The organism is Bradyrhizobium sp. ISRA464 (assembly GCF_029910095.1).
Lineage (GTDB): Bacteria > Pseudomonadota > Alphaproteobacteria > Rhizobiales > Xanthobacteraceae > Bradyrhizobium.
Window position 1 is genome coordinate 6520812 of sequence record NZ_CP094526.1, and the last position, 19476, is coordinate 6540287.

Sequence of the window (19476 nt, forward strand, 5' to 3'; positions counted from 1 at the left end):
GTCTCGAAAGGTAAAACGATCACTTCCATGGAAGAGCCGTGCAGCACCGACCTTTTGGCAAATTCTCTCACCCCTCATGCTAACAGCCTGCGGGCGAGGGCTCTGTATTTCAGAACCTCCGTTGCGCCTTCGTAGATGCGAGCCATCCGTTGCTTGTCGTACCAATGCGCTAGTGGACTCTCATAGGTACAACCCGCACCGCCATGAATCTGGATGGCACGATCGATGATGCGCCAGACCATCTCCGTGCACGTAAACTTGGTGACCGCCGCTTCGACGCGGGTGTCATCACCGCGATCACCTTTCTCGGCGTACTTATACATCATCAGTCGATGCTGCTGGATTTCAATCCATGAGTCCACGATAGCGGACTGAATGGCCTGCATTTCGCTAAGCGCCCCCCCGAACAGCATTCGTTGCTTGGCTTGTTCGACCATCATCTCGTAGCAGCGCATGGCAATGCCGGTAGCCGCCGCAGCATTCCCGAATCGGGTCCAACTAAGTGCGTTTTGCGCTTCCTTGAATCCTGCGCCTTCGGTGCCGATGCGGGCAAGATCGTCCACTCTGCAATCTCTAAATATGAGCCGGTATGTAGTGATATAAGCTCCCCTGTCGATTGAGTTCGCGCCACCGAGCATCGGCACCGGGCCTTCTTCAATGAGCCCCGGGTTGCCTCTCTCCACCGCGAACATCGACAAACTGCCGAGCTTTTCTTCTGCACTTGTGATGGCCAAAACGAATACGAGGTCAGCATCCTCCAAGCCGCTAACGAAACTCTTTGAACCGTCGATGACCCATCCGCTACCGCTCCGTTTCGCACATGTGGACGTTTTTCGAGCCGGATCCGACCCCCCCTCCGGCTCAACAAACGCAAAGGCGCACCGTTTGGTATCGGAGAGGACGGGATCGAGGTAACGCGCTCTCTGCTCGTCGCGCAAATGGAGTAAGTCAGGGGGGACCTCGCCCCCGAAGAGGATGGGCGTCAGGCATTTCCGGTTTTCCTCAATAATGGCAAGTCGATCGATAAGAGAAAGGTTCGCCCCGCCAAATTCGGGCGGCAGGCTAAGCCCCCACAGGCCAGCCCTCCGGGCCGCGTCCCGTCCAGGCTCATAGTCCGCCAGAAATAGATCCTCGCCTCTGAGCTTACGCTTTTCGAGTGGCTCCTGGTGATCCTTCACGATTTTACGGACAAGCTCTACGAGTGCCCGTGTTTGTTCCTTGAACGCATACATGTACTTTTTGCCTCATTTCTCTTCGATGCAGCACGATCGAGGATCGCCGGCTGCGTGCTACCCGCAGTCCGCAATTGGGTGTTGCTGTAGCATTCCAGCTTCGTTGATACTTGCAAATAAATGCGGAGTCTGCGCCGGTCGCGATCTATCTAGATCCCTGTGGACGTCAACAGATGCCGAGCAAGCACACGATACTTGAGCACTTCGCTCGGCCCAACCCAGATGCGAGACATTCGCTGAGTATCGTACCAGTGAGCAAGTGGACTTTCATATGTGCAACCCGCGCCGCCATGAATTTGGATAGCACGGTCAATGACGCGGCCGACCATTTCCGTGCAGGTCAACTTGGTCATGCTTGCTCCAACACGGGTCTCCTCGCCGCGATCATGCTTCTCGGCGCAGGTGTACATCATCAGCCGGTTCTGTTGTATTTCGATCCATGAATCGACTATCATAGACTGGATCGCTTGCTTGTCGCTGAGCGCGCCTCCGAACAGCACGCGCCCCTTGGCATACTCTACCATCATGTCGTAGCAGCGCTGCGCAATTCCGAGGGTAGCCGCCGCATTTGCGAACCTGGTCGCGTTTAGTGCGTTCTGTGCACCTTTGAATCCGGCGCCTTCAGCGCCGATGCGCGCGATCTCGTCCACTCTGCAATCTTCAAGAATCAACTGATGCGTCGTGTACCCCCCGAGCATCGGCACTGCACGTGCAATAAGCCCCGGGTTTCCTTTCTCCACAACGAACGTCGAAATACTGGAATCTGTATTCTCGTTGGCTATGCGAGCGAAAACGAATACCCGATCGGCTTCATCGTAATCGCTGACCCAGAGTTTGGAACCGTTGATCAACCAATCTCTACCGTCGCGCTTGGCACGCGTCGAAGTATTGCGAGCCGGATCAGAACCGCCGCTCGGCTCGGTCAGCGCAAAGCATATCGCAGTAGCATCAGACAGAAACGGGTCGAGGTATCGCGCCTTCTGCTCGCCCTCAAGGTGCAGCAGGTCAGGCAACGCGTCGCCCCCAAAACGGATCGGTGTTAGGCTTTTCCTGTTTTCTTCAATTACAGCCAGTCGATCCACGAGACAAAGCTCCGCGCCACCTAGATTGCGTGGTAGGCTTAGTCCCCACAGTCCACACTTTCGAGCCGCTTCCCGTCCAGGCTGAAAGTCAGCAGAGGTCAGCTTCTCACCTCTGAGTCTGCGCGCCTCCAGCGGCGCTTGGTGATCCTTGACTATCCGCCGAACCAGTTCGACCAGAGCCTGTGTTTCTTGCTTAAATCCATACATATCGTCTCTCGTTTCCTATCTGCTATCCTGGCTAATCAAAGTGGAAGCTGCCCGCACTTCAGTTCCTGCCGTTCTGTTATGACCGAGCGACCGCCACTCACTCTATGCCGCGGCATCTCCCGACGTGGGATGCTCTGGCATGAACGACTGTCAGACTGTTGCTGTGATCGGTCAATCTACCGACGCGGGTAGGCCGAACGCATTTTTCTGTTCCTATGATTCGTCCATCTCTCGGTATGCTTGTGGCGCCAACGTTCAAGGGAATGGCAGCATGCTCCGATACGATGATTATCACGTCAGGCCGGATCATTTGTGCGCTGGTACCGATGCTGGCAGATAGCCAGAGCCACAAACTGGCGTCATGGATCGCGACGACGAGCAGCCCCCGGATTCATCCGGACGTTGCCACTCTCCAGTTTAGTGGTTGACATTAGCAATCACGCGAGATTGATCGCGGGACGCGACGTTCGCCATACATTCGTGCACGGCCTTTTACCTAACGACCGACATTGCCAAGGTAGAGCCGCCGACTGGCTACTTCGATCGGCGCCATCGATTTATAGATAACGCTTCCAACGACTCGATAGCGTGCGCAGCGCGTCGACCAGCGTCAGTGGAGACAGTCATCGCGTTCATACCGGGTCACAATCTCATGCGTCACTGCCCCCCCGCGCTCAAGCCAGAATGTTCTCCTAGATGAAGATCGAGTGTGGATGTGGTGAACGACAATGTCCATCGTGAGCGTACTCACGCCACATCGGGCCTATGAGCTTCTTGGTGCCTTCTATGAGATCCCGAGCGCATTGCGGCCAGCATTCGTTTGGCGCGCACAGGCTGAGAGTAGTTTTGACCGGATCTCGCGCTAGAACTACGCGATCTCGCGGCGCCACGCCTTCCAGTTCCACAGATCTTAGAATATCAGAAAACGCCCTCGCCAGAAAGACGGACCAAGAAGGCTTGCAGCCTCCCCACGAACGGCCAGCGAATGACAAATTTCGAACATTGGACAAGACGCTAACAGTTGAGTTAGCCGTCCCTTTTTGCGGACAGAATTGCCCACACGTGTCCTTAGATAAGTACCAGCTTGAGCCGCATTGCGTTCATGCCGGCCCGGACCAGCGGTGCTGGAACGGCCTGCGATTGCATCGACGTTCCTCAAGTTTGCAAGTTCCGGTAGCACGCCTTTGAGCCGACAAATGCGACGACAGCCGCACGCGGAATGCGCTTATGAGCTCTGGCAACTGCGTAGAAGCCGACGTTAAGGTGTGCGAAATCACTTATTGGAGTGTCCGTGTTGATATCGCGGCACATCGGCCCACTCGCGCCCACCCTATGCTGGGTTGTCCCGGAATAATGGCTGGCAGCGATATAGGGCTTCGTCCGGACAGACTATCTTGGCCGATCTGAGTGTCAGCGCGAAGCACACCCATTCTAGGTAAGGAAACGCGAGCAGCCATATTCGGAGCCAAGCGCAGCGGGTGGTTGACGTACGAAGTCAAATCTCTCCTGCGATCCGGGTGTGCCGCCGGCAGCCATGACATCGGAGAGATCGACTTTTCGTAACTGAGATACTGTATGGATAACAGCACACTGGTAAGATACGGATTTCGACGAGATCAAGCGGATGAATGACTATACGGGCCGCCATCGCGCTCGACCCGAGCTGGCATGGACATCACGCCCGGCCGCGCAGTCGCCGTCTGCGGTCGGCGTTTCGCTTTATAACTCGTGTAAAGCAGGGGACCGCCACACGAGCTCGAGCCGGCGATTGCAAGTGAACCATCCAGTTGACGTCGAAATCGGTGCAATCAGCTATGAGGACCGTCGGTCGAGTGGCGGCTACCGAGGCCCCGACATCACGACCAAGCCCGGTGGCTCCCAACAGCACGATTCTGGGCTTATAGATATTTATGAGTTCGGTCAGCGTCTTGACGCAAAATTCATTTGGCATACCCGCCAGCACATAGTTGGCCACGAGGTCGGCTAGGTCCGCCTCGTAGCAGAACACATCGAGCGCGATGTTGCTTGTGACATCGCCTTCCTGGCCGGTTACGACAGCCTCGAGGTCGGCCTGCAGTTTGTCGGCAATCTTGCGTCCATGGCCTACAACGACACAGGATGTATTCGACCCTGCTGCTGCTCGACAAGGACCCAGATCTGATTGTAAGCGTGAAAGCGTTCCGCCCATCTTTTCCTTTGGGCGGCGCGATGGCCTCCGGGTGAAGTGCGGATCTTAGCAACTTTGTTCATGTCTTGAACTCTGCTCGTTCAGGCGCGCCAGCGCTTATCGACGAATGTCTGGCTTAACCCGGCATTTAGGCTTTGTTAGCGCCGCCTCCTCATCGAATCTAGGAAACGGGGCCGGCCGTGCCCCTAGAGAATAGTGCTTGTCACGTCGCCCGATCCACCCAATCAACCATATACAAACATCTCGTCGTCCAGATTGATCGCCGGAATCGCATCTTTCTCCGTCCAGTAATCTTGACTGTGCTGCCATTCGGATCGGTCAGCGCGTTTGGGAAACAGGTGCATGTTACGCATCAGGTAGCCAGGATTAAATATATTCGGGTCAATCCAGGGTAAGAGACGCATGCTGTGGTCTTCGGGACGCATTGCAACTTCCACTCTCTTGGCCCGCTTCTCCGTCATGTGTTTGAGTAGGCGGCAGACGAACTCAGCAACGAGGTCTACACGCAATGTCCAGCTGGCACGGAAGTATCCGAATACCCATACCATATTCGGAACGCCGGTAAACATCATCCCGCGATAGGTGACCGTCTCAGCGAATTGCAGCGGCTTGCCATCAATCGCGAAATCGATATCGCCGAGCACGCAAAGATTGAAGCCAGTCGCAGTGACAATGATGTCTGCTTTGAGTGTCCTACCCGATTTCAATAGAATGCCTTGCTTAGTAAAGCGCTCGATCTCGTCGGTGACGACAGATGCCTTCCCATTCTTGATACCCAAGAACATGTCGGCATCTGGCACGAAAGCCAGACGCTGCTGCATCGGGTTATACCGCGGGGTGAAGTGGGTGGCGACGTCATACTCTGGCCCTAGCACGGCGGCAATCTGGCTGATCAGCTCCTTCTTCACTTGCTCCGGTTCGGTCAGGCAGCGTCTGCTGAACGCATACTGCTCGAATAGCTTCTTGCGTCGGACTATCTCATGGATCCACGCTTCATCAATCTGGAGCCGGCGCAGTTCTTCCGCGAGTTCGATTGCGTTGCGCCCGATCCAGAAGTATGTAGGCGAGCGCTGCAGCATCGTTACGTGGGCGCACCGATCTGCCAGGTTCGGGATCAAGGTTGCTGCGGTGGCGCCGGACCCGATCACGATCACCTGCTTGCTCGAAACATTCAGATTATCCGGCCAATGTTGCGGATGCACGACGGGCCCGGCAAAATCCTTCAGACCGGGCCAATCGGGCGTATAGCCTTCCGAATGGCGATAATAGCCTTGGCACATCCACAAGAAACTCGCGGTAAAAGTCGCACGTTCAGTGTTATCGGCGATCCCCACCTCGAGCGTCCAGAGGTTTGTCTCGCTCGACCAGTACGCCGACAGGACGCGGTGCTTGTAACGAATGTGCCTCGCTAAACTATTCTCCTCGATCACTTCATTCATGTAGGACAGAATTTCGGCAGCCGTCGCGATCGGCGGACCGACCCAAGGTTTGAAGCTATAGCCGAACGTGTGAAGATCACTGTCGGAGCGGATGCCGGGATACTTGTGCGTGATCCATGTGCCGCCGAAGCTCTCCTGCTCATCGAGGATAACAAACCTGGTTCCGGGAAGCTGCCTCCTCAGGTGATACGCAGAGCCAATCCCGGAAATACCAGCGCCGACTATCAGTACGTCGAAATGTTCGGTGGCGGGGGACACTGAACGGGTGGCTCTCGCGGTTTCGACGTTCATCTGAGCGTTCTCTGTGTTCATTACTCGCCTCTTTTGCGTGCGCCTCGGGCGCTCTCGGCCCTGGGTTGCTCATCGTAGGTCTCGATCTACCTCAGCCGGGCTCGCATCATCGGGCGGCGATCGATATCTTTTCGCACGCAACGCTGCGTGCCTGCTCTCTGTCACTTCAGGATCGGCCTCGTTCAGGACATCTTGATAACGGCAGTTTGTTAGCGCTGGCGGCAGCGGTCATGACAAGCCCGTTTTGTGATTAGCTCGTGCTATTCTGAGCAAGCGGCATGCCACGCTCGGATTCCTCCCAACCTTCTAAGCAATAGATAGTTTTCGTCACGTCGCATTGTCGTAAAGGCAACGCTTCAGTTCGACTCTGAACACTTTGCTGGAATCAACTTGGCCTGTCGCGCGAATGGATGATGAATCTGCTGTCAAGTAGCTCCATCTGTCGTACCTGCCTGCGGACTTTGCGGTCAGCTCGCGCGGGCACAATCGTGGACCACACTAAGAATGCAGAGCTGTCGGTGAGCTGATGCGAGCGAAGTCGAGCGACCAGTGATGGTTTGGTGTTGTCGGGCATTCGGGGTCTGATCGCGCACCAGGGGCCGCCACGGCCACGCACCGCGAGCCTCCAGTAGAATCGGACCGGGCTGTTATTGTCGACTAGGTGTGAGCTTTCAGGAGGTTGTCCATCTGGTCTGAAGCAAGGAAGCTGAGGTTGCGACGCTTCAGGGTTCCCCGGAGAGACCAGATGAACGTCCACAAGAATGCGCCTCTGACACCGAAAGGTCGAGAGGCGATGGTGCGGAGCGTGATCGAGGGCGGTCTGACGCAGGCGGCAGCCGCGCTCCAATTCAATGTCACAGCGAACGCGGTCGCCAGATGAGTCGGGCGCTTCCGCGCAGAAGGCGTCGATGGTTGCAGGATCGGTCCTCGCGGCCGCATTCCTTGCCAAGCCAAACCCCCGCAGCCACATGCGCCGCGGTCGAGACGTTCCGCCGGCAGCGCCAAACGGGCAAGCAGATCGCGCTCGAAGTTGGCATCTCGCCAGCAACCGTCAGCCGGATCCTGCGCCGGCTCGGTCTGAACCGGCTGGCTGCTCTGGAGCCGGCCGAGGCGATCCGGCGCTATGAGCGCGACCGTCCCGGAGCTCGGAAGCTGAGAAGCCAAGACCAGCCGTCCCGTCCATAGCCAACCCACAGCTTCCGCTCTTGTTCATATACAGCTGCTTACAGCTCGTTGACTAAACCGATTAAGGGGTCGCTTAAGACCAAGATTCTCTCTCAATGTTTGTCCGGAATATTTAGACCTGAACCTTCCTCGTCGGCGTAATTCTGGAACGACGAGCTCAACAAAATCCTTCAGACCGCTAGGGACGATCGCTGGCAGTATGTTAAAACCGTCAGCCGCACGTTGATCGAACATATCCACCATGCTATCGGCAACCTCGTCCGGTGTTCCAGCGACCATGAAGTGGCCTTGGCTATCCGCTATGAAGCGGATGAGATGCCTCCAAGTCCATTTCTGGCGGACGGCGAGGTCTACGAGCGACTTCTGACGACTCTGGAACAAATTCGTCTGCGGTAAGGCGTCAGGCACGAATGAGTCCAGATCCATTGAACGGAGGTCGACCACCAGTCCCAGCCAACGATTGGCCACTCCTGTCAGAACGTCTATGTGCGCACGAGAATGTAGCCCTTCTAGTTTTGCGGAAGCTTCTTCCTTTGTCCTCCCAACAATCGGGACAATGCCCGGCATGACTAGGACCTGATCATCCTCGCGCCCCAGTGCGCGAGCCTTCCCTTTGAGGGTTGCGTAGTATCTTTTACCGTCCTCTAAAGAAGACACCGCGGTGAACACGACCTCGCCGAATTCAGCTGCGAAATCTATTCCGGCCTCGGATGCGCCAGCTTGAACTAAAACGGGATACCCTTGCGGCGGCCTCGCGATATTAAGCGGACCTCTCACTGACAAGTAAGCTCCTTGGTGATTGAGCAAATGCAGCTTCGTAGTGTCAGCGTAAATCCCACTATCCTTATCGCGAAGGAACGCGTCATCCTCCCATGTATCCCAAAGACCCTTGACAGTCTCTACGAACTCCTTTGCTCGAGCATAGCGCGCGTCGTGATCTGGAAGTTCGCTTTCACCGAAATTGGCCGCTTCAAACTTGTATCCCGAGGTAACGATGTTCCAAGCCGCACGTCCACGTGACATGTGGTCAAGTGAGGCAAACATGCGTGCCAGATGATAAGGTTGGTGGTACGTCGTCGTCGCTGTCGCGACGAGACCGATGTTTTTTGTTCTCGATGAAAGCGCTGACAGGAGTGTAATTGGCTCGAATCCATCATTTCGGCTTACACGGGCTATGGTCGCATTATCTTGATCTAATATGCTTGGGCTATCGGGCCGAAATATGAAGTGAAATGCCGCAGCTTCGGCAAGTGATGCCAGATGAGCAGAATGGTCGATATCCACTCCGCCATTCACCGGCACGCTTGGATCGCGCCACGCACTTTCGTGTAGTCCCGCCTGAAGGACCATCACACCGAGTGCCATTTCGTCATTTCGCCGCATACCTTATCTCCTTTCCTTTGACTGTCTGCGCGCCGTTAGCCGGTGGATCGTAAGCCGTTGATGCTACATGTCAGCCTGACTTAGCGCGTGCACTCCGGGCAAAGTTGCTGGAACGCGGGCGACCAGAGCCCTCAATGCCTGGTCAATGTTCGTCCTCTGTTGAGCTTCCCTAAATATTCCCGGATCAGCGACTCCACAGACGTTCAACGCTTCGCCGAATTCTTCGAAACCAGGTTACTAGCGCTAGCAGGATGGGAGTCACATGACGTTACGATCTTTCAAAGGACCCGCCGAAAATGCTTGCTGTGCCGCCGCCGGCTGTTTCGGCAGAACAAATGCCCATCAATCCTACTCATTCTCAGTCGAATCTTGAGCAGCGACCGGCTGTGTAGCCAGCGAGCGCGGACAACGCTGCCTGCGCGTAAGGAAGCGCACATTGTTGGAACTCTCGATGTGGATACTGTCGGAATTCGGTCGACACCGGGAGAGTCGGCCCTTGACGAGCCCGACGCTCATGACTCCTTTCAGACCGGTGCGACCGCAACTCGAGCCGCAAAGCTCATCATGCGAATCCAATCCCAATTGGAGCAAACATGACTGCCCTGAACTCCTGTTGGCAAGGACGCAGTGATCCGAGCCGCTGGCGACGACAGATCGCAATAATGTCTCATGTCTCCAGTCCTTACATTGATTTTAGGCCGCCCTGTTGGTTAGCCCAGCGGTGCCATGCTTCTGTTATGTAGATCAATTACCAACGTTGGTAGTTGTCCGGGATTGCCGCGCCAAGCTCCAGGTGGTGGAGGATTCGAAGGATTCTCTTTTGAGAGCAAATTGGATTCAAAGCTGCCTTTTCGGAGGTCGCCGTGGCTGTCATGGATCGATTGGTATTGAGCGACGCGGCGTGGAAGCGGATCGCGCCGCTGATCATAACTCGGTCAGATCAGAAGGGCTCAACCCGGGCGCGACAATCGGATGTTCGTAGAAACTCACCTGTGGACCGTGCGTACGGGTGCTTCCTGGCATGATCTTCCGGACGCATTTGGAGAGTGGAACAGTGTGTTCCGCCGCTTCAGTCGATGGAGTGCCAAAGATATCCGGATATCCGAGGCGATGTCCGAGGATCCGGAGTTCGAGTGTCTGATCGTCGATTCAACCACTGTCCGGACCCACCAGACTGCCGATGCTAAAACGTATGGCCCGCCCCAGTGCGAGCGTGAGGAGCGATGGTTTGAATACTCTGCACAGGCGCTCTGGCCGCTGCCAAGATGGAGATCAGCATGTCCCGATCCTCATAAAGGGTAGCGACCTCGAATCCATCAACTGCAAGTCATTTTTCCGCACCGCTCACGGTTCGTCGCGTCCGACAAAGTATCCGTCAGGCGCTTATTCCTTATGCCGCTATCGACACGGCAGATAAGTCCGTTCATGGCGGAGTAACGCCCAGACGGTGCGGCCCATCTTCTCTGCTAAGGCGACTACGGTGACGTCGGATGGGCGCGAGCAAGAAGCGCCCGCAGTCAGCTCCAGTCGCCGCATCACTCTTGACCAGCGATGGTCATGACGGATCGTGGGTGACCTGCCGCTGAAGTTTCATCCAGCAGCGGTGAGAGTCTCGGGTTTTGTACGCCAAGTGGCGCGGTTGGAGCAACGGACGATCGGCGGAGCTGGTCGGGGTTGCGCAGCCGATCGTCCGTTGCGGCGAGGTGGGCGGCATTGGGACGCCGAGATCATCCCGATCCTGAAGGCGGCGCCCGGCATCCGCGTGATCGGCGTGCTGGACGAGCTTCGCCGCCGGCATCCCGACCTCAACCCCAACATCGACGCACGCTGGAGCGGCGCATCGATGCCTGGAGGGCGCTCAACGGCCCCGAACAGGACGTGATCTTCCGCCAGGAGCACGAGCCCAGCCGCCTGGGTCTGTCGGACTTCACCGACGTGAGCGCGCTCGGCATTGTCGTCGCGGGTGAGCCGCTCGATCACCGGCTCTATCACTTCCGGCTGGTGTTCTCCGGCTTCGAGCATGCCCATGTCGTGCTTGGCGGCGAAAGCTTCGTCGCCCTGGCGGAAGGCTTGCAGAACGCCCTGTGGGCGCTCGGCGGCGTGCCGCGGGAGCATCGCAGCGACAGCCTGTCGGCAGCATTCCGCAATCTGGCGGCCGACGAGCGGGAGGATCTGACACAGCGCTACGCCGCGCTGATGGACCACTACGGTATGGCGCCAACGAGCAACAATGCGGGGATCGCACACGAGAATGGCTCGATCGAGAGTGCGCACGGTCATCTCAAACGAGCCCTGGAGGATGCGCTGTTGCTGCGGGGCACGCGCGACTTCGCCAGTCGCGATGCCTACCGGGCCTTTGTCGACGAGATCGTCGGCCGGCGCAACGCCAACCTCGCCAAGCGGATCGCGATTGGCCATTGCCTGCCTGTGCGCATCTTCGACGACCGGCTCGAATGCTTCCTCGGCGTCACGCCGGTCGGGACGCTGCGGCGCGGCCGGCTTGTGTCGGAGAGCCAGGGCGGGCATGTCGTCGATTATCGGCACGTCATCCATGCCCTGCGGCGCAAGCAGATGGCGCTCGTCAATCTCGTCTATCGCGACCAGCTCTTCCCGCGCGCGGCTTACAAATGTCTGTTCGAGACCTTGCGGGAGCACGGTGACGACCGGCGAGCCTGGAAGGTGACGGTCGAGCTTCTGGCGCTGGCCCACGAGCGAACCTGCGAGGCCGAACTCGCCGAGGCGATCGCGACCGATGTCGATGCCGGACGGCTACCCGATCCGGGCGCACTGCGCGCTCGCTTCCGACCCTAGGCGACGTCGATCCCGAGTGTCGCCGTCAAGCTGGCGCCGCTCGACGTATACGATGAGCTGGCCTCCGTCAGCATCGTGTCGGACCGCTCGAATCTGGGAGAAGCAGCATGACCAGCATAGTGACCTCAATCGATGCCGCCCGCGTCGAGCTGCTGCTCAATGAGCTCTGCCTGCCGGGCGTCAAGGCGATCTGGCCGAAGCTCGCCGCACGGTCGGACAACGAAGGCTGGCCTGCCGCCCGCTTCCTCGCTGCTCTTGCCGAGCACGAGGCCGCGCATCGTACCCGCCGTCGCATAGAGCGACACATGGCGGAAGCGCGTTTGCCCGCCGGCAAGACGCTCGCCACGTTCGACTTCGAGAGCGTGCCAATGCTATCAAAGGCTCAGGCGATGGCGCTCGCCGCCGGCGACGTCTGGTTGAAGACTGCATTGCCTCGCCCTAAATGTTACCGGATGCTGAGCCGTTGCCTCACGTAAATTGCTCCCTTGGGAACGAGCGGGGGCAAAGATGGGGTGGCTGAGCATGGCGACGCTCGAGAAGGGGCTCGAGCAAAGCTGCGTCATCATGCCGTGCCCGAGGATATCGACTACCGCGCACCCCGTGGGTTCGACCGCCGCTTGTTCGACATGCTGCTCAAGGGAGACTGGATCAAAAACCACGACAATTGCGCCATTGTCGGGCCGACCGGCGTCGGAAAAAGCTGGCTTGGCTGTGCGCTTGGTCACAAGGCCTGCCGGGACAATCACTCTGTACTTTACACCCGGCTGCCGCGGTTGTTCGAAGAACTGGACCTTGCCCGGGGCGACGGCTGGCTCACCTCGCGGATGAAGAGCATCGCCGCCGTCGAGCTCCTGATTTTGGACGATTGGGGCCTCCAGGCCATCGACGCCAATGCGCGACATCATCCGCTCGAGACTGCAGTCCTGAATCTGATTTGCTCCTAAAAGGAATCCCTAGAATCCAAACCACCTAGCGCCTCCGCGGCCTTGTGCAGTTTGCGAGCAGTGCGGTTACGAAAGACCTGGCGGACGGTAGAAGTGTAGCCACGCAGTTATCACCAGAGTGGCTTAGCTTTCGTACCACTCACGTCGCACGATTGGGCTACAAGCGTTGGTGAGCTCGAGGAAGTAGGCGGTCGCCGCATTGAGGCTTTTGAAACTCTTTTGATCCGCACCGATCCGGCGCACCTCCTGTACTTGTGCTGTCTTTGGGCGAGCTGTGTTCCGCACCGCCGCGACTGCCCGCGCTGGACGTCGGTTGCGCGCAACACCAGAAACGCGAGCGCTCTGCATTACAGGAAGAGGGCGAATCCCGAGAGCTAAATGCCACCGGTGCCATAAAGTGAACAGATTTTCACGTACTGGACCGCCTTGGTGTTGATGCGCAGATCAGCTGCCTGCACTCACGCCGCTTGCCGCGGCCAGACACACCGTCGAACCTAGGAAAAGGTTTTTCACGATCTTGATAAGAATTCTCCGAATTGGCGGACCTCAAAGACGGCCGGTCAACCGTTACCGCAGAGATCAGCCACCTTTATTTTACAGTCGAATTCGGGGCGAGTCCTTTTGAGCAGAGCAGCATCGCGCGAGACTTGCCTCAATCAAAAAGTGGATCAGAAGTCTAAAAAGCCCCCGGCGGGCATGCCGGAGGCCTTCTTGGAGGTTAAGCTTTGATCTATTTAGTCGGTCCTTTTCTCCTTCCGCTAGTTTGACGAAGACTCACCAGTTGCGCTGCGCTCGGATTAGTAGGCTCACCGTGCTCTGGTCCCTCAGCTCGTAAGTGGCGCCGGGCTTGGCGACACCTGCTTGCGTCGGCAACGCCACCGTGCTTCCGGCCGCGTACTTTTGGTCGAGCATGGTGTAAGTCAGATCGGCCGAGAAGGTCAGGTTCTTGACCGGAGTCCAGCGTGTGATCGTACCAACAACCGCGTAGTTGAAGTCGGGGTTACAGCCGCCAATTCCACTAGAGAGCGCTAGGCCCGCGACGAAGGCGCCGCAAATGTAGCCTTTGGCTGTGTCATTGTACCGCACGGCACCCCACCCACCATAGACCGATGTATTCCAGCGAGGGTCCCAGTTATGGGTGTAAGCACCGCTGAAGCCATAGGTCGTGGTCAGTTCCTGGCCGGCGCCGGCCACGAACACGGAGTCAGAAAGACCGGCAAGGCCGACGCTCTGGTAAGCGCCCGCGAGGCCCGTACTACCGTACATCGCGTAGGTGGTGGACGTGTATTGCTGGAAATTGTAACGGCTTGCACCGTTTGTATATACGCCGGACATGTTGATCGTATCGCCCGCACCAGTCGGGATGTTCTTGATCGACAAGGCCAACTGACCAGCCCAGCCCCATTTGTCGCCCGGATAGCTCGTGTTTTCGGTGGCACCGTAGTAAGCGGCATGATTGTCATGCGCGGCGACCGACGCTTGGAAGAGCCCCCAGGCGTGATCGACGCGAAGCATGGCGACGAGGTCGGGGGACCGCGAACCGCCGATGTCGTTGGCACCGTAAGCACCGGTCGCAAGGCCTGCGACGGTCGTGCCGCTCACGTTCCAGATGTTTGTCGTGTCATGTTGGACTTGATCTTCAGCCGAGAAGGACGCCGAAACGCCCTGACCGAAGTCCGCGGTGTAGGTGAACTGGCTCACAGGTTCAAAGCCGCCACCTCCCGGCAGACCGTCAAAATTGTTCCCAGGATAGTTCATCCAGGGCGCGGAGAACTGCGAGGTTGCCTTACCGATCGTGAAACCAGCGAATTGGATAAAGGCATAGTAGACGCCGAGCGAGCCGCCTGCGACGAAGTCACCAGAGTAGGCGGTACCGCCACCGCCGGCACCAGCATAGCCACCTGAAGTCCAGCTGAACACGCCGTCGAAGAAGGTTCGGACCACGCCGTACTCCGTCGCGGTGCGCGTATCGATGCTAAGATCCTCACGAGAACGAGTCGTGTAATAGTTACTCAGGCGGTTGTTAGCTCCGCCGACACCGTTCACTCGCCCTGACGCGTAAATCCCGTTGGTGTTTAGCGCTACCTCAGCGCGCAGGTATCCCCCAAGTTTAATACACGTATCAGTCCCGGGAATGTAGTAGAAGCCAGCACCATACAGTGAGCAGATTTTCACATATTCGATCGCCTTGGCTTTAACAGGCAGATCGGCTGCCTGCACTCCGCCTGCGGCGATCAGACCTGCCGCCCAACCGAGCAAAAGGCTCTTCACCGTTTTCATAAAATCCTCCGAATTGTTTCATCTCAAAAGCGGCCGCCTCAATCGACGCAGCCACTGTCGCCCCCAATCATTCTCGACCTGCAGGGCCCTTCCCCGAACGCCGACTGATAAATCGAACCAGTGAACGTCGCGGCGCGGACCATTCCGCAGCTCGCTCGATTATGTTGACAGATTGCGTTCGTTGTCCGCGCGCAAACTTTGCACGGAACGAACCAATGCGTATGCGCGCTGTGTAAGCGTGTTCTAATCGCGTCACAACGGTACGTACCGTACTTCTTCGTATCGTTCGTTTCGTGCGCTGCGGATAGAAGTGGCGCTCAAAACTCAAATGTTCTCGGACGCATAGCACGACATTAATCCAAGCGAGCCACCCATCCGGCAGTTCGCAGAATCAATTGCGCACGAGTCCAAAATTCGCTGAAACAGAACCGTGAGCTCCAAGGACGGCATGCTCAATGATCATCCGTGCGCACCGGAAACTAAGGGTCGAGCTTCGGCAAAACGTAGTCGCAGCCCTCCTTGGAGCACTGCGGCGCCCGTGCAAGTTAAAAAAATCGGTCGATCGGACCGACGAGCGATCCGCTCCCATACGTTAACGCGCGCACGATGGAAGCAATTTACCCAGCAATATGGCTCCGGCGTGTGCCTCTATTTAAAAAGGCTTGAGAAGGCGAGGTTCTGCTAGTGTCCTGAACCGGAAGTTCATGGCATTTTAGGCTTTGGCTGGCGCATTGTAAGCGCAGAAGCGTTCGATGGAGCTGAGAATGTCGTCGGCTGATCTGGTCCATCGGAATGGTCTTGGGTCGGCGTTGTGATGTTCGATGAAGGCCGTGATCTCGGCACGTAGCGCCGCCACACTGCGATAGATGCCGCGCCTGATTTTGCGCTCGGTGATGAGGGCAAAGAAACGTTCGACCTGATTGAGCCAGGATGAACTGGTGGGCGTCAGATGGACGTGCCAGCGCGGCCTCTTGGCCAGCCAGTTGCGGATCAGCGGCGTCTTGTGGGTTGCGTAATTGTCCATGACGAGATGAACGTCCAGATCGTCTGGAACGGCGGCCTCGATCTCATCGAGAAACTTGCGGAACTCTGTGGCGCGATGGCGCCCGTAACACTTGCCGATGACCCGGCCGGTTGCGATGTCGAGGGCGGCAAATAGCGATGTCGTGCCATGGCGCTTGTAATCGTGACTGCGGCGTTCCGCCTGACCAGGTCGCATCGGGAACGTGGGTTGGCTGCGATCCAGTGCCTGGATCTGTGACTTCTCGTCGACACACAGCACGATGGCCCGCTCGGGCGGGGCCACGTAGAGACCGACGACGTCGCGAACCTTGGCGACGAAGTCGGGATCGGTTGAAAGCTTGAAGGTCTCCAACCGATGCGGCTGTAAGCCGAAGGCGCGCCATATCCGCTGGACCGTCGAGACTGACAGTCCACTGGCCCGCGCCATGCTGCGCGAGCTCCAGTGGGTGGCGTTGGGCGGCTTCGTCTCAAGGGTGCGGACGATCACCGCCTCGATCCGGGCATCTTCGATCGTGCGCGGCGTCCCTGATCGCGGCCCATCCCGAAGACCTTCAAGCCGATGCTCGGCGAAGCGCCGGCGCCACTTGCCGACCGTATCGGGATCAATACCCAGGCGAGCCGCCACGATCTTGCTCTGCTCGCCGTCGGCACTGGCCAGGATGATCCGGGCTCGCTGCGCCAAGCCCTGCGCCGTGCTTCGGCGCGAGGCCAGCGACGTCAACTCAGCGCATTCAACCTCAGTCAATTCCAGCGGAGCAAAGCGTCGACCCATAACCATCCTCCTCAAACCATCAGGACAGTCTGCTATCTTCGAGTCGATTTGGAGTCCGCTGAACTTCAGATTCGGGACACTAGCCGCGGATCGGATATCATCGGGTGCAGCTGAATGCTGCGCAGTTGATGGCACTGGTGGATGGGATGGACTGGAAGCGGGTCCGGACCGCGGCGGTCGAGCCGCCGGAGATTGTTGGGTAAAAGCACTGTGGCGAAGTGAATCAGTGAGCTGAAAGCGCAAGAGATCCGGAGCAAAATGTGCTCGGGTCGGGTCAATGACGCCGCCCGATCCCAGCCTCCCGAATGACGTAGGGACGCTGAAGGCCATGGTACTTGCCATGGCCGAGAAAGCGGCCCGCGCCGATGCTCTGGCGAGCGAAGTCGCCGATCTCAAGGCCCGCAATGCCGATGCCGATGCGCGCATCGAGCGGCTCACGCAGATCCTGAAGGCCTTCGACCGCGCCCGGTTCGGCCGACGATTGGAAAAGCTCGGTTCGGCGAACGGCGACGATGAACAGCAGGCCTTTGTCTTCGAGGAGATCGAGACCGGCATCGCCGCCATAAAGGCCCAGGTCAGCGAGGGCCGTGCGCAAGCGGATGGCAAGCGTGCACCGCGTCGGCGCAAGGGCTTTGCGCCCCATCTGGAACGAATCGAAACCGTCATTGAGCCGGAAGAGCTGGCTGAGCATGCCGGCAAGCAGAAGGTGCTGATCGGCGAGGACAGTGTCGAAGCGTCTGGATGTGGTGCCGGCGAAGTTCCGGGTGATCGTCACGCGCCGTCCCAAGTATGCCTTCAAGAATGCGGACGGCGTCATCCAGGCTCTGGCCCTGGCCCATATCATTGAAGGAGGTATTCCAACGGAAGCGCTTCTGACCCAGATCGCCGTCGCCAAATATGCCGATGGCCTGCCGCTCTACCGGGCGTAGATGGCCTCCTGCCCGACGCTCGCTCCGGGCTCCGGATCGACAAAGACGGCCTAGCTATGGGTCTATGCCCGAGATGACCGAACCTGCGGGCTGTTGAACCGGCTGATGTTGCCGATCGCCGCCATGATCCCGGCGGCGACCGCCAGATTCACGCCGGTGATCGTCATCAATCTGTTGACCGCGGAATCTTCGATTGCGTCCTGTGCGATCTCGCGGTCGAGCAGGGCCAGGTCTTCCGCTAGCCGATCCAGTTCACGGACGCGCCGATCGATGGCCGCTCGCTCGTCGTCCGGCAATTGTTGAGCGGCCAGCCACGTCCGACCGCGGGCGTTGAAAAGATCGGCATGTGGGCACTTCGGGATCAGGTGTGCGTGCAGGATCGAATGTACCTCGTTCTTGAGCCGCGTGCGATGCCGCACTACCTGGTAGCGCCGCGCCACCAGCCTGCGTCGGCGTTCGGTCTGCGCGTCAGGACGTCCAGATTTGCGGCAGGTACCGCGCCGCCTGCAGACTGGCGAGCGTGCTCCATCGATCTTGTCGGTCTTGACGTGAGCCTGGGCGATCGCCTTCACCTGCAGCGGATTGGCGATAATCACCCGCGCCACGAATGGTGCCAGAACCCGCGACACCGCGATGCTGTTGCCGGTTGCCTCGAGCACCACCTCGTCACTGGCCAGCAAGGTCTTGCCAACCCCCTCCAGCGCAGTCCGCGTCATATCAATGCGGCCCGCACGTCGGAGCCTGCCGTCCTCCCAAAACACCACCTCTCCGAAAGTTCGGTGGACGTCGATGCCAATCACCCGTCGCATTCGCTCCTCCTGTCCGCCACATGACGGGGAGCCGCGGGCGACACGACAACTACGGATTCGTGCTCTCGGCGCAACCGCGCGAGTCGCAGAGGCGGCTCTTGGCTCATCGTGTGTATCGGCCTGCCCGAACTTCGTGCTCCCGGTGCCTCTGTCCCGATGGTCGCGCATACGCTACGATGTGGAATATCGCAGCGGAACGTTGGCAGCGAGAAATCTAATACCGGTTACCAACCCGATCGAGCGCCTCAACGGCGAGATCAAGCGGCGCACCAAGGAGGTCGGCATCTTCCCCAACGAAGACGTCATCGTCCGCCTCATCGGCGCGGTCCTCCTCGAACAGAACGATGAATGGGCCGTCCAGCGCGCCCGCTACATGACGCTGGAAACCATCGCGCCGTTGAGCGATGATCCAACCGTCAGCTTCCGGGCTATCGCCAGCTGACCAGTCTGGCTCTTGCCGGCGAACGCGGTATCCCACCGCAAGTTACACCACGCTCAGGGACACGATCTCCGCGACAATCCTCACTGAGACCAGGACCCTCTCTCTCAAATAGAGTGATCAGGATGCCTTCGCGGCTCTTCCGGAACCATACGTTCTCTGAGAACAATCCGCTCTAGGGAGTGCCGCAGCGAGATCTGACACAATTCTCGCCAGAATCGCATTCTTGAATAGGGATCGCGCGCATTCGACGCATGCAACGTGTCCTATTTCCTCTGTCCTGCGTATGCAAATGTCCCAAGTAGGCACGGCCGCTACGCGTGGAGTCGCTGCCGACGAGCGGGAGCTTTGAACCGACGGGACTTTGGCCTTGCCAAAGACCGACAAGACGATCAATCGACTGAGGATGGTCAACGACTGCGCAGCGATGCGCGGTCTACGCGGCTGCCCAAAGTCAAGCGC

The 19476-nt window shown here is 58.3% G+C and carries 10 protein-coding genes and 5 pseudogenes; 7 read left to right on the top strand and 8 right to left on the bottom strand.

The window, feature by feature from the left end:
- Positions 1-74 precede the first annotated feature (74 nt).
- From MTX19_RS30440 to MTX19_RS30455, 4 genes are all read right to left on the bottom strand, one after another.
- Complete coding sequence (locus tag MTX19_RS30440) at positions 75-1232, bottom strand: acyl-CoA dehydrogenase (protein WP_280985608.1); 1158 nt, start codon at positions 1230-1232, stop codon at positions 75-77.
- 149 nt (positions 1233-1381) lie between these two features.
- Entirely contained in the window at positions 1382-2521 is a 1140-nt protein-coding gene (locus MTX19_RS30445) for an acyl-CoA dehydrogenase family protein (protein WP_280985609.1), read from the bottom strand.
- A gap of 1675 nt (positions 2522-4196) precedes the next feature.
- Positions 4197-4709 carry a hypothetical protein gene (locus MTX19_RS30450; protein WP_280980592.1) on the bottom strand — a complete coding sequence of 171 codons (513 nt, stop codon included), beginning with the start codon at positions 4707-4709 and terminating at the stop codon, positions 4197-4199.
- Between the two features lie 224 nt (positions 4710-4933).
- Positions 4934-6439, bottom strand: a complete 1506-nt coding sequence (locus MTX19_RS30455; RefSeq protein WP_280984923.1) for an NAD(P)/FAD-dependent oxidoreductase — start codon at positions 6437-6439, stop codon at positions 4934-4936.
- 745 nt (positions 6440-7184) lie between these two features.
- Between MTX19_RS30455 and MTX19_RS30460 the strand changes: the two genes are divergently transcribed.
- Positions 7185-7319 (top strand): hypothetical protein, encoded by a 135-nt coding sequence (locus MTX19_RS30460; RefSeq protein ID WP_280980594.1) that lies wholly within the window; start codon positions 7185-7187, stop codon positions 7317-7319.
- A gap of 329 nt (positions 7320-7648) precedes the next feature.
- Here the strand turns inward: MTX19_RS30460 and MTX19_RS30465 are convergent, their stop codons facing one another.
- Positions 7649-9007 (bottom strand): LLM class flavin-dependent oxidoreductase, encoded by a 1359-nt coding sequence (locus tag MTX19_RS30465; RefSeq protein WP_280980595.1) that lies wholly within the window; start codon positions 9005-9007, stop codon positions 7649-7651.
- Between the two features lie 863 nt (positions 9008-9870).
- Between MTX19_RS30465 and MTX19_RS30470 the strand changes: the two are divergent.
- From MTX19_RS30470 to MTX19_RS30485, 4 pseudogenes are all read left to right on the top strand, one after another.
- Positions 9871-10186 (top strand): annotated as a pseudogene (locus MTX19_RS30470) (transposase); the annotation flags it as partial.
- A 535-nt stretch (positions 10187-10721) separates the two neighbouring features.
- Positions 10722-11929 (top strand): annotated as a pseudogene (gene istA, locus MTX19_RS30475) (IS21 family transposase); the annotation flags it as partial.
- Positions 11926-12237, top strand: a pseudogene (locus MTX19_RS30480) (ATP-binding protein); the annotation flags it as partial. The pseudogenes istA and MTX19_RS30480, both read left to right, overlap by 4 nt.
- 129 nt (positions 12238-12366) lie before the next feature.
- A pseudogene (locus tag MTX19_RS30485) lies at positions 12367-12693 on the top strand (ATP-binding protein); the annotation flags it as partial.
- An 843-nt stretch (positions 12694-13536) separates the two neighbouring features.
- Here MTX19_RS30485 and MTX19_RS30490 read toward each other — a convergent pair.
- On the bottom strand, positions 13537-15042 hold the full coding sequence (locus tag MTX19_RS30490; protein ID WP_280980596.1) for a porin: 1506 nt from the start codon (positions 15040-15042) through the stop codon (positions 13537-13539).
- Between the two features lie 712 nt (positions 15043-15754).
- Positions 15755-16843 (bottom strand): IS630 family transposase, encoded by a 1089-nt coding sequence (locus tag MTX19_RS30495; protein ID WP_280980713.1) that lies wholly within the window; start codon positions 16841-16843, stop codon positions 15755-15757.
- A 271-nt stretch (positions 16844-17114) separates the two neighbouring features.
- Between MTX19_RS30495 and MTX19_RS30500 the strand changes: the two are divergent.
- Positions 17115-17817, top strand: a pseudogene (locus tag MTX19_RS30500) (IS66 family transposase zinc-finger binding domain-containing protein); the annotation flags it as partial.
- An 11-nt stretch (positions 17818-17828) separates the two neighbouring features.
- Here the strand turns inward: MTX19_RS30500 and MTX19_RS30505 are convergent.
- Positions 17829-18575 (bottom strand): transposase, encoded by a 747-nt coding sequence (locus MTX19_RS30505; protein WP_280985610.1) that lies wholly within the window; start codon positions 18573-18575, stop codon positions 17829-17831.
- Here MTX19_RS30505 and MTX19_RS30510 point away from each other — a divergent pair.
- Complete coding sequence (locus MTX19_RS30510; RefSeq protein WP_280985611.1) at positions 18556-19017, top strand: transposase; 462 nt, start codon at positions 18556-18558, stop codon at positions 19015-19017. The two genes, MTX19_RS30505 and MTX19_RS30510, sit on opposite strands and share 20 nt — an antisense overlap.
- Positions 19018-19476: the final 459 nt, after the last annotated feature.

What these genes read in the sequence shown, in the direction of transcription:
- MTX19_RS30510 (WP_280985611.1), top strand. Translation starts at nt 18,556, where the DNA reads ATGCCAATCACCCGTCGCATTCGCTCCTCCTGTCCGCCACATGACGGG.
- MTX19_RS30495 (WP_280980713.1), bottom strand. Translation starts at nt 16,843, where the DNA reads ATGGTTATGGGTCGACGCTTTGCTCCGCTGGAATTGACTGAGGTTGAA.
- MTX19_RS30460 (WP_280980594.1), top strand. Translation starts at nt 7,185, where the DNA reads ATGAACGTCCACAAGAATGCGCCTCTGACACCGAAAGGTCGAGAGGCG.
- MTX19_RS30490 (WP_280980596.1), bottom strand. Translation starts at nt 15,042, where the DNA reads ATGAAAACGGTGAAGAGCCTTTTGCTCGGTTGGGCGGCAGGTCTGATC.
- MTX19_RS30505 (WP_280985610.1), bottom strand. Translation starts at nt 18,575, where the DNA reads ATGCGACGGGTGATTGGCATCGACGTCCACCGAACTTTCGGAGAGGTG.
- MTX19_RS30445 (WP_280985609.1), bottom strand. Translation starts at nt 2,521, where the DNA reads ATGTATGGATTTAAGCAAGAAACACAGGCTCTGGTCGAACTGGTTCGG.
- MTX19_RS30440 (WP_280985608.1), bottom strand. Translation starts at nt 1,232, where the DNA reads ATGTATGCGTTCAAGGAACAAACACGGGCACTCGTAGAGCTTGTCCGT.
- MTX19_RS30465 (WP_280980595.1), bottom strand. Translation starts at nt 9,007, where the DNA reads ATGCGGCGAAATGACGAAATGGCACTCGGTGTGATGGTCCTTCAGGCG.
- MTX19_RS30455 (WP_280984923.1), bottom strand. Translation starts at nt 6,439, where the DNA reads ATGAACGTCGAAACCGCGAGAGCCACCCGTTCAGTGTCCCCCGCCACC.
- MTX19_RS30450 (WP_280980592.1), bottom strand. Translation starts at nt 4,709, where the DNA reads ATGGGCGGAACGCTTTCACGCTTACAATCAGATCTGGGTCCTTGTCGA.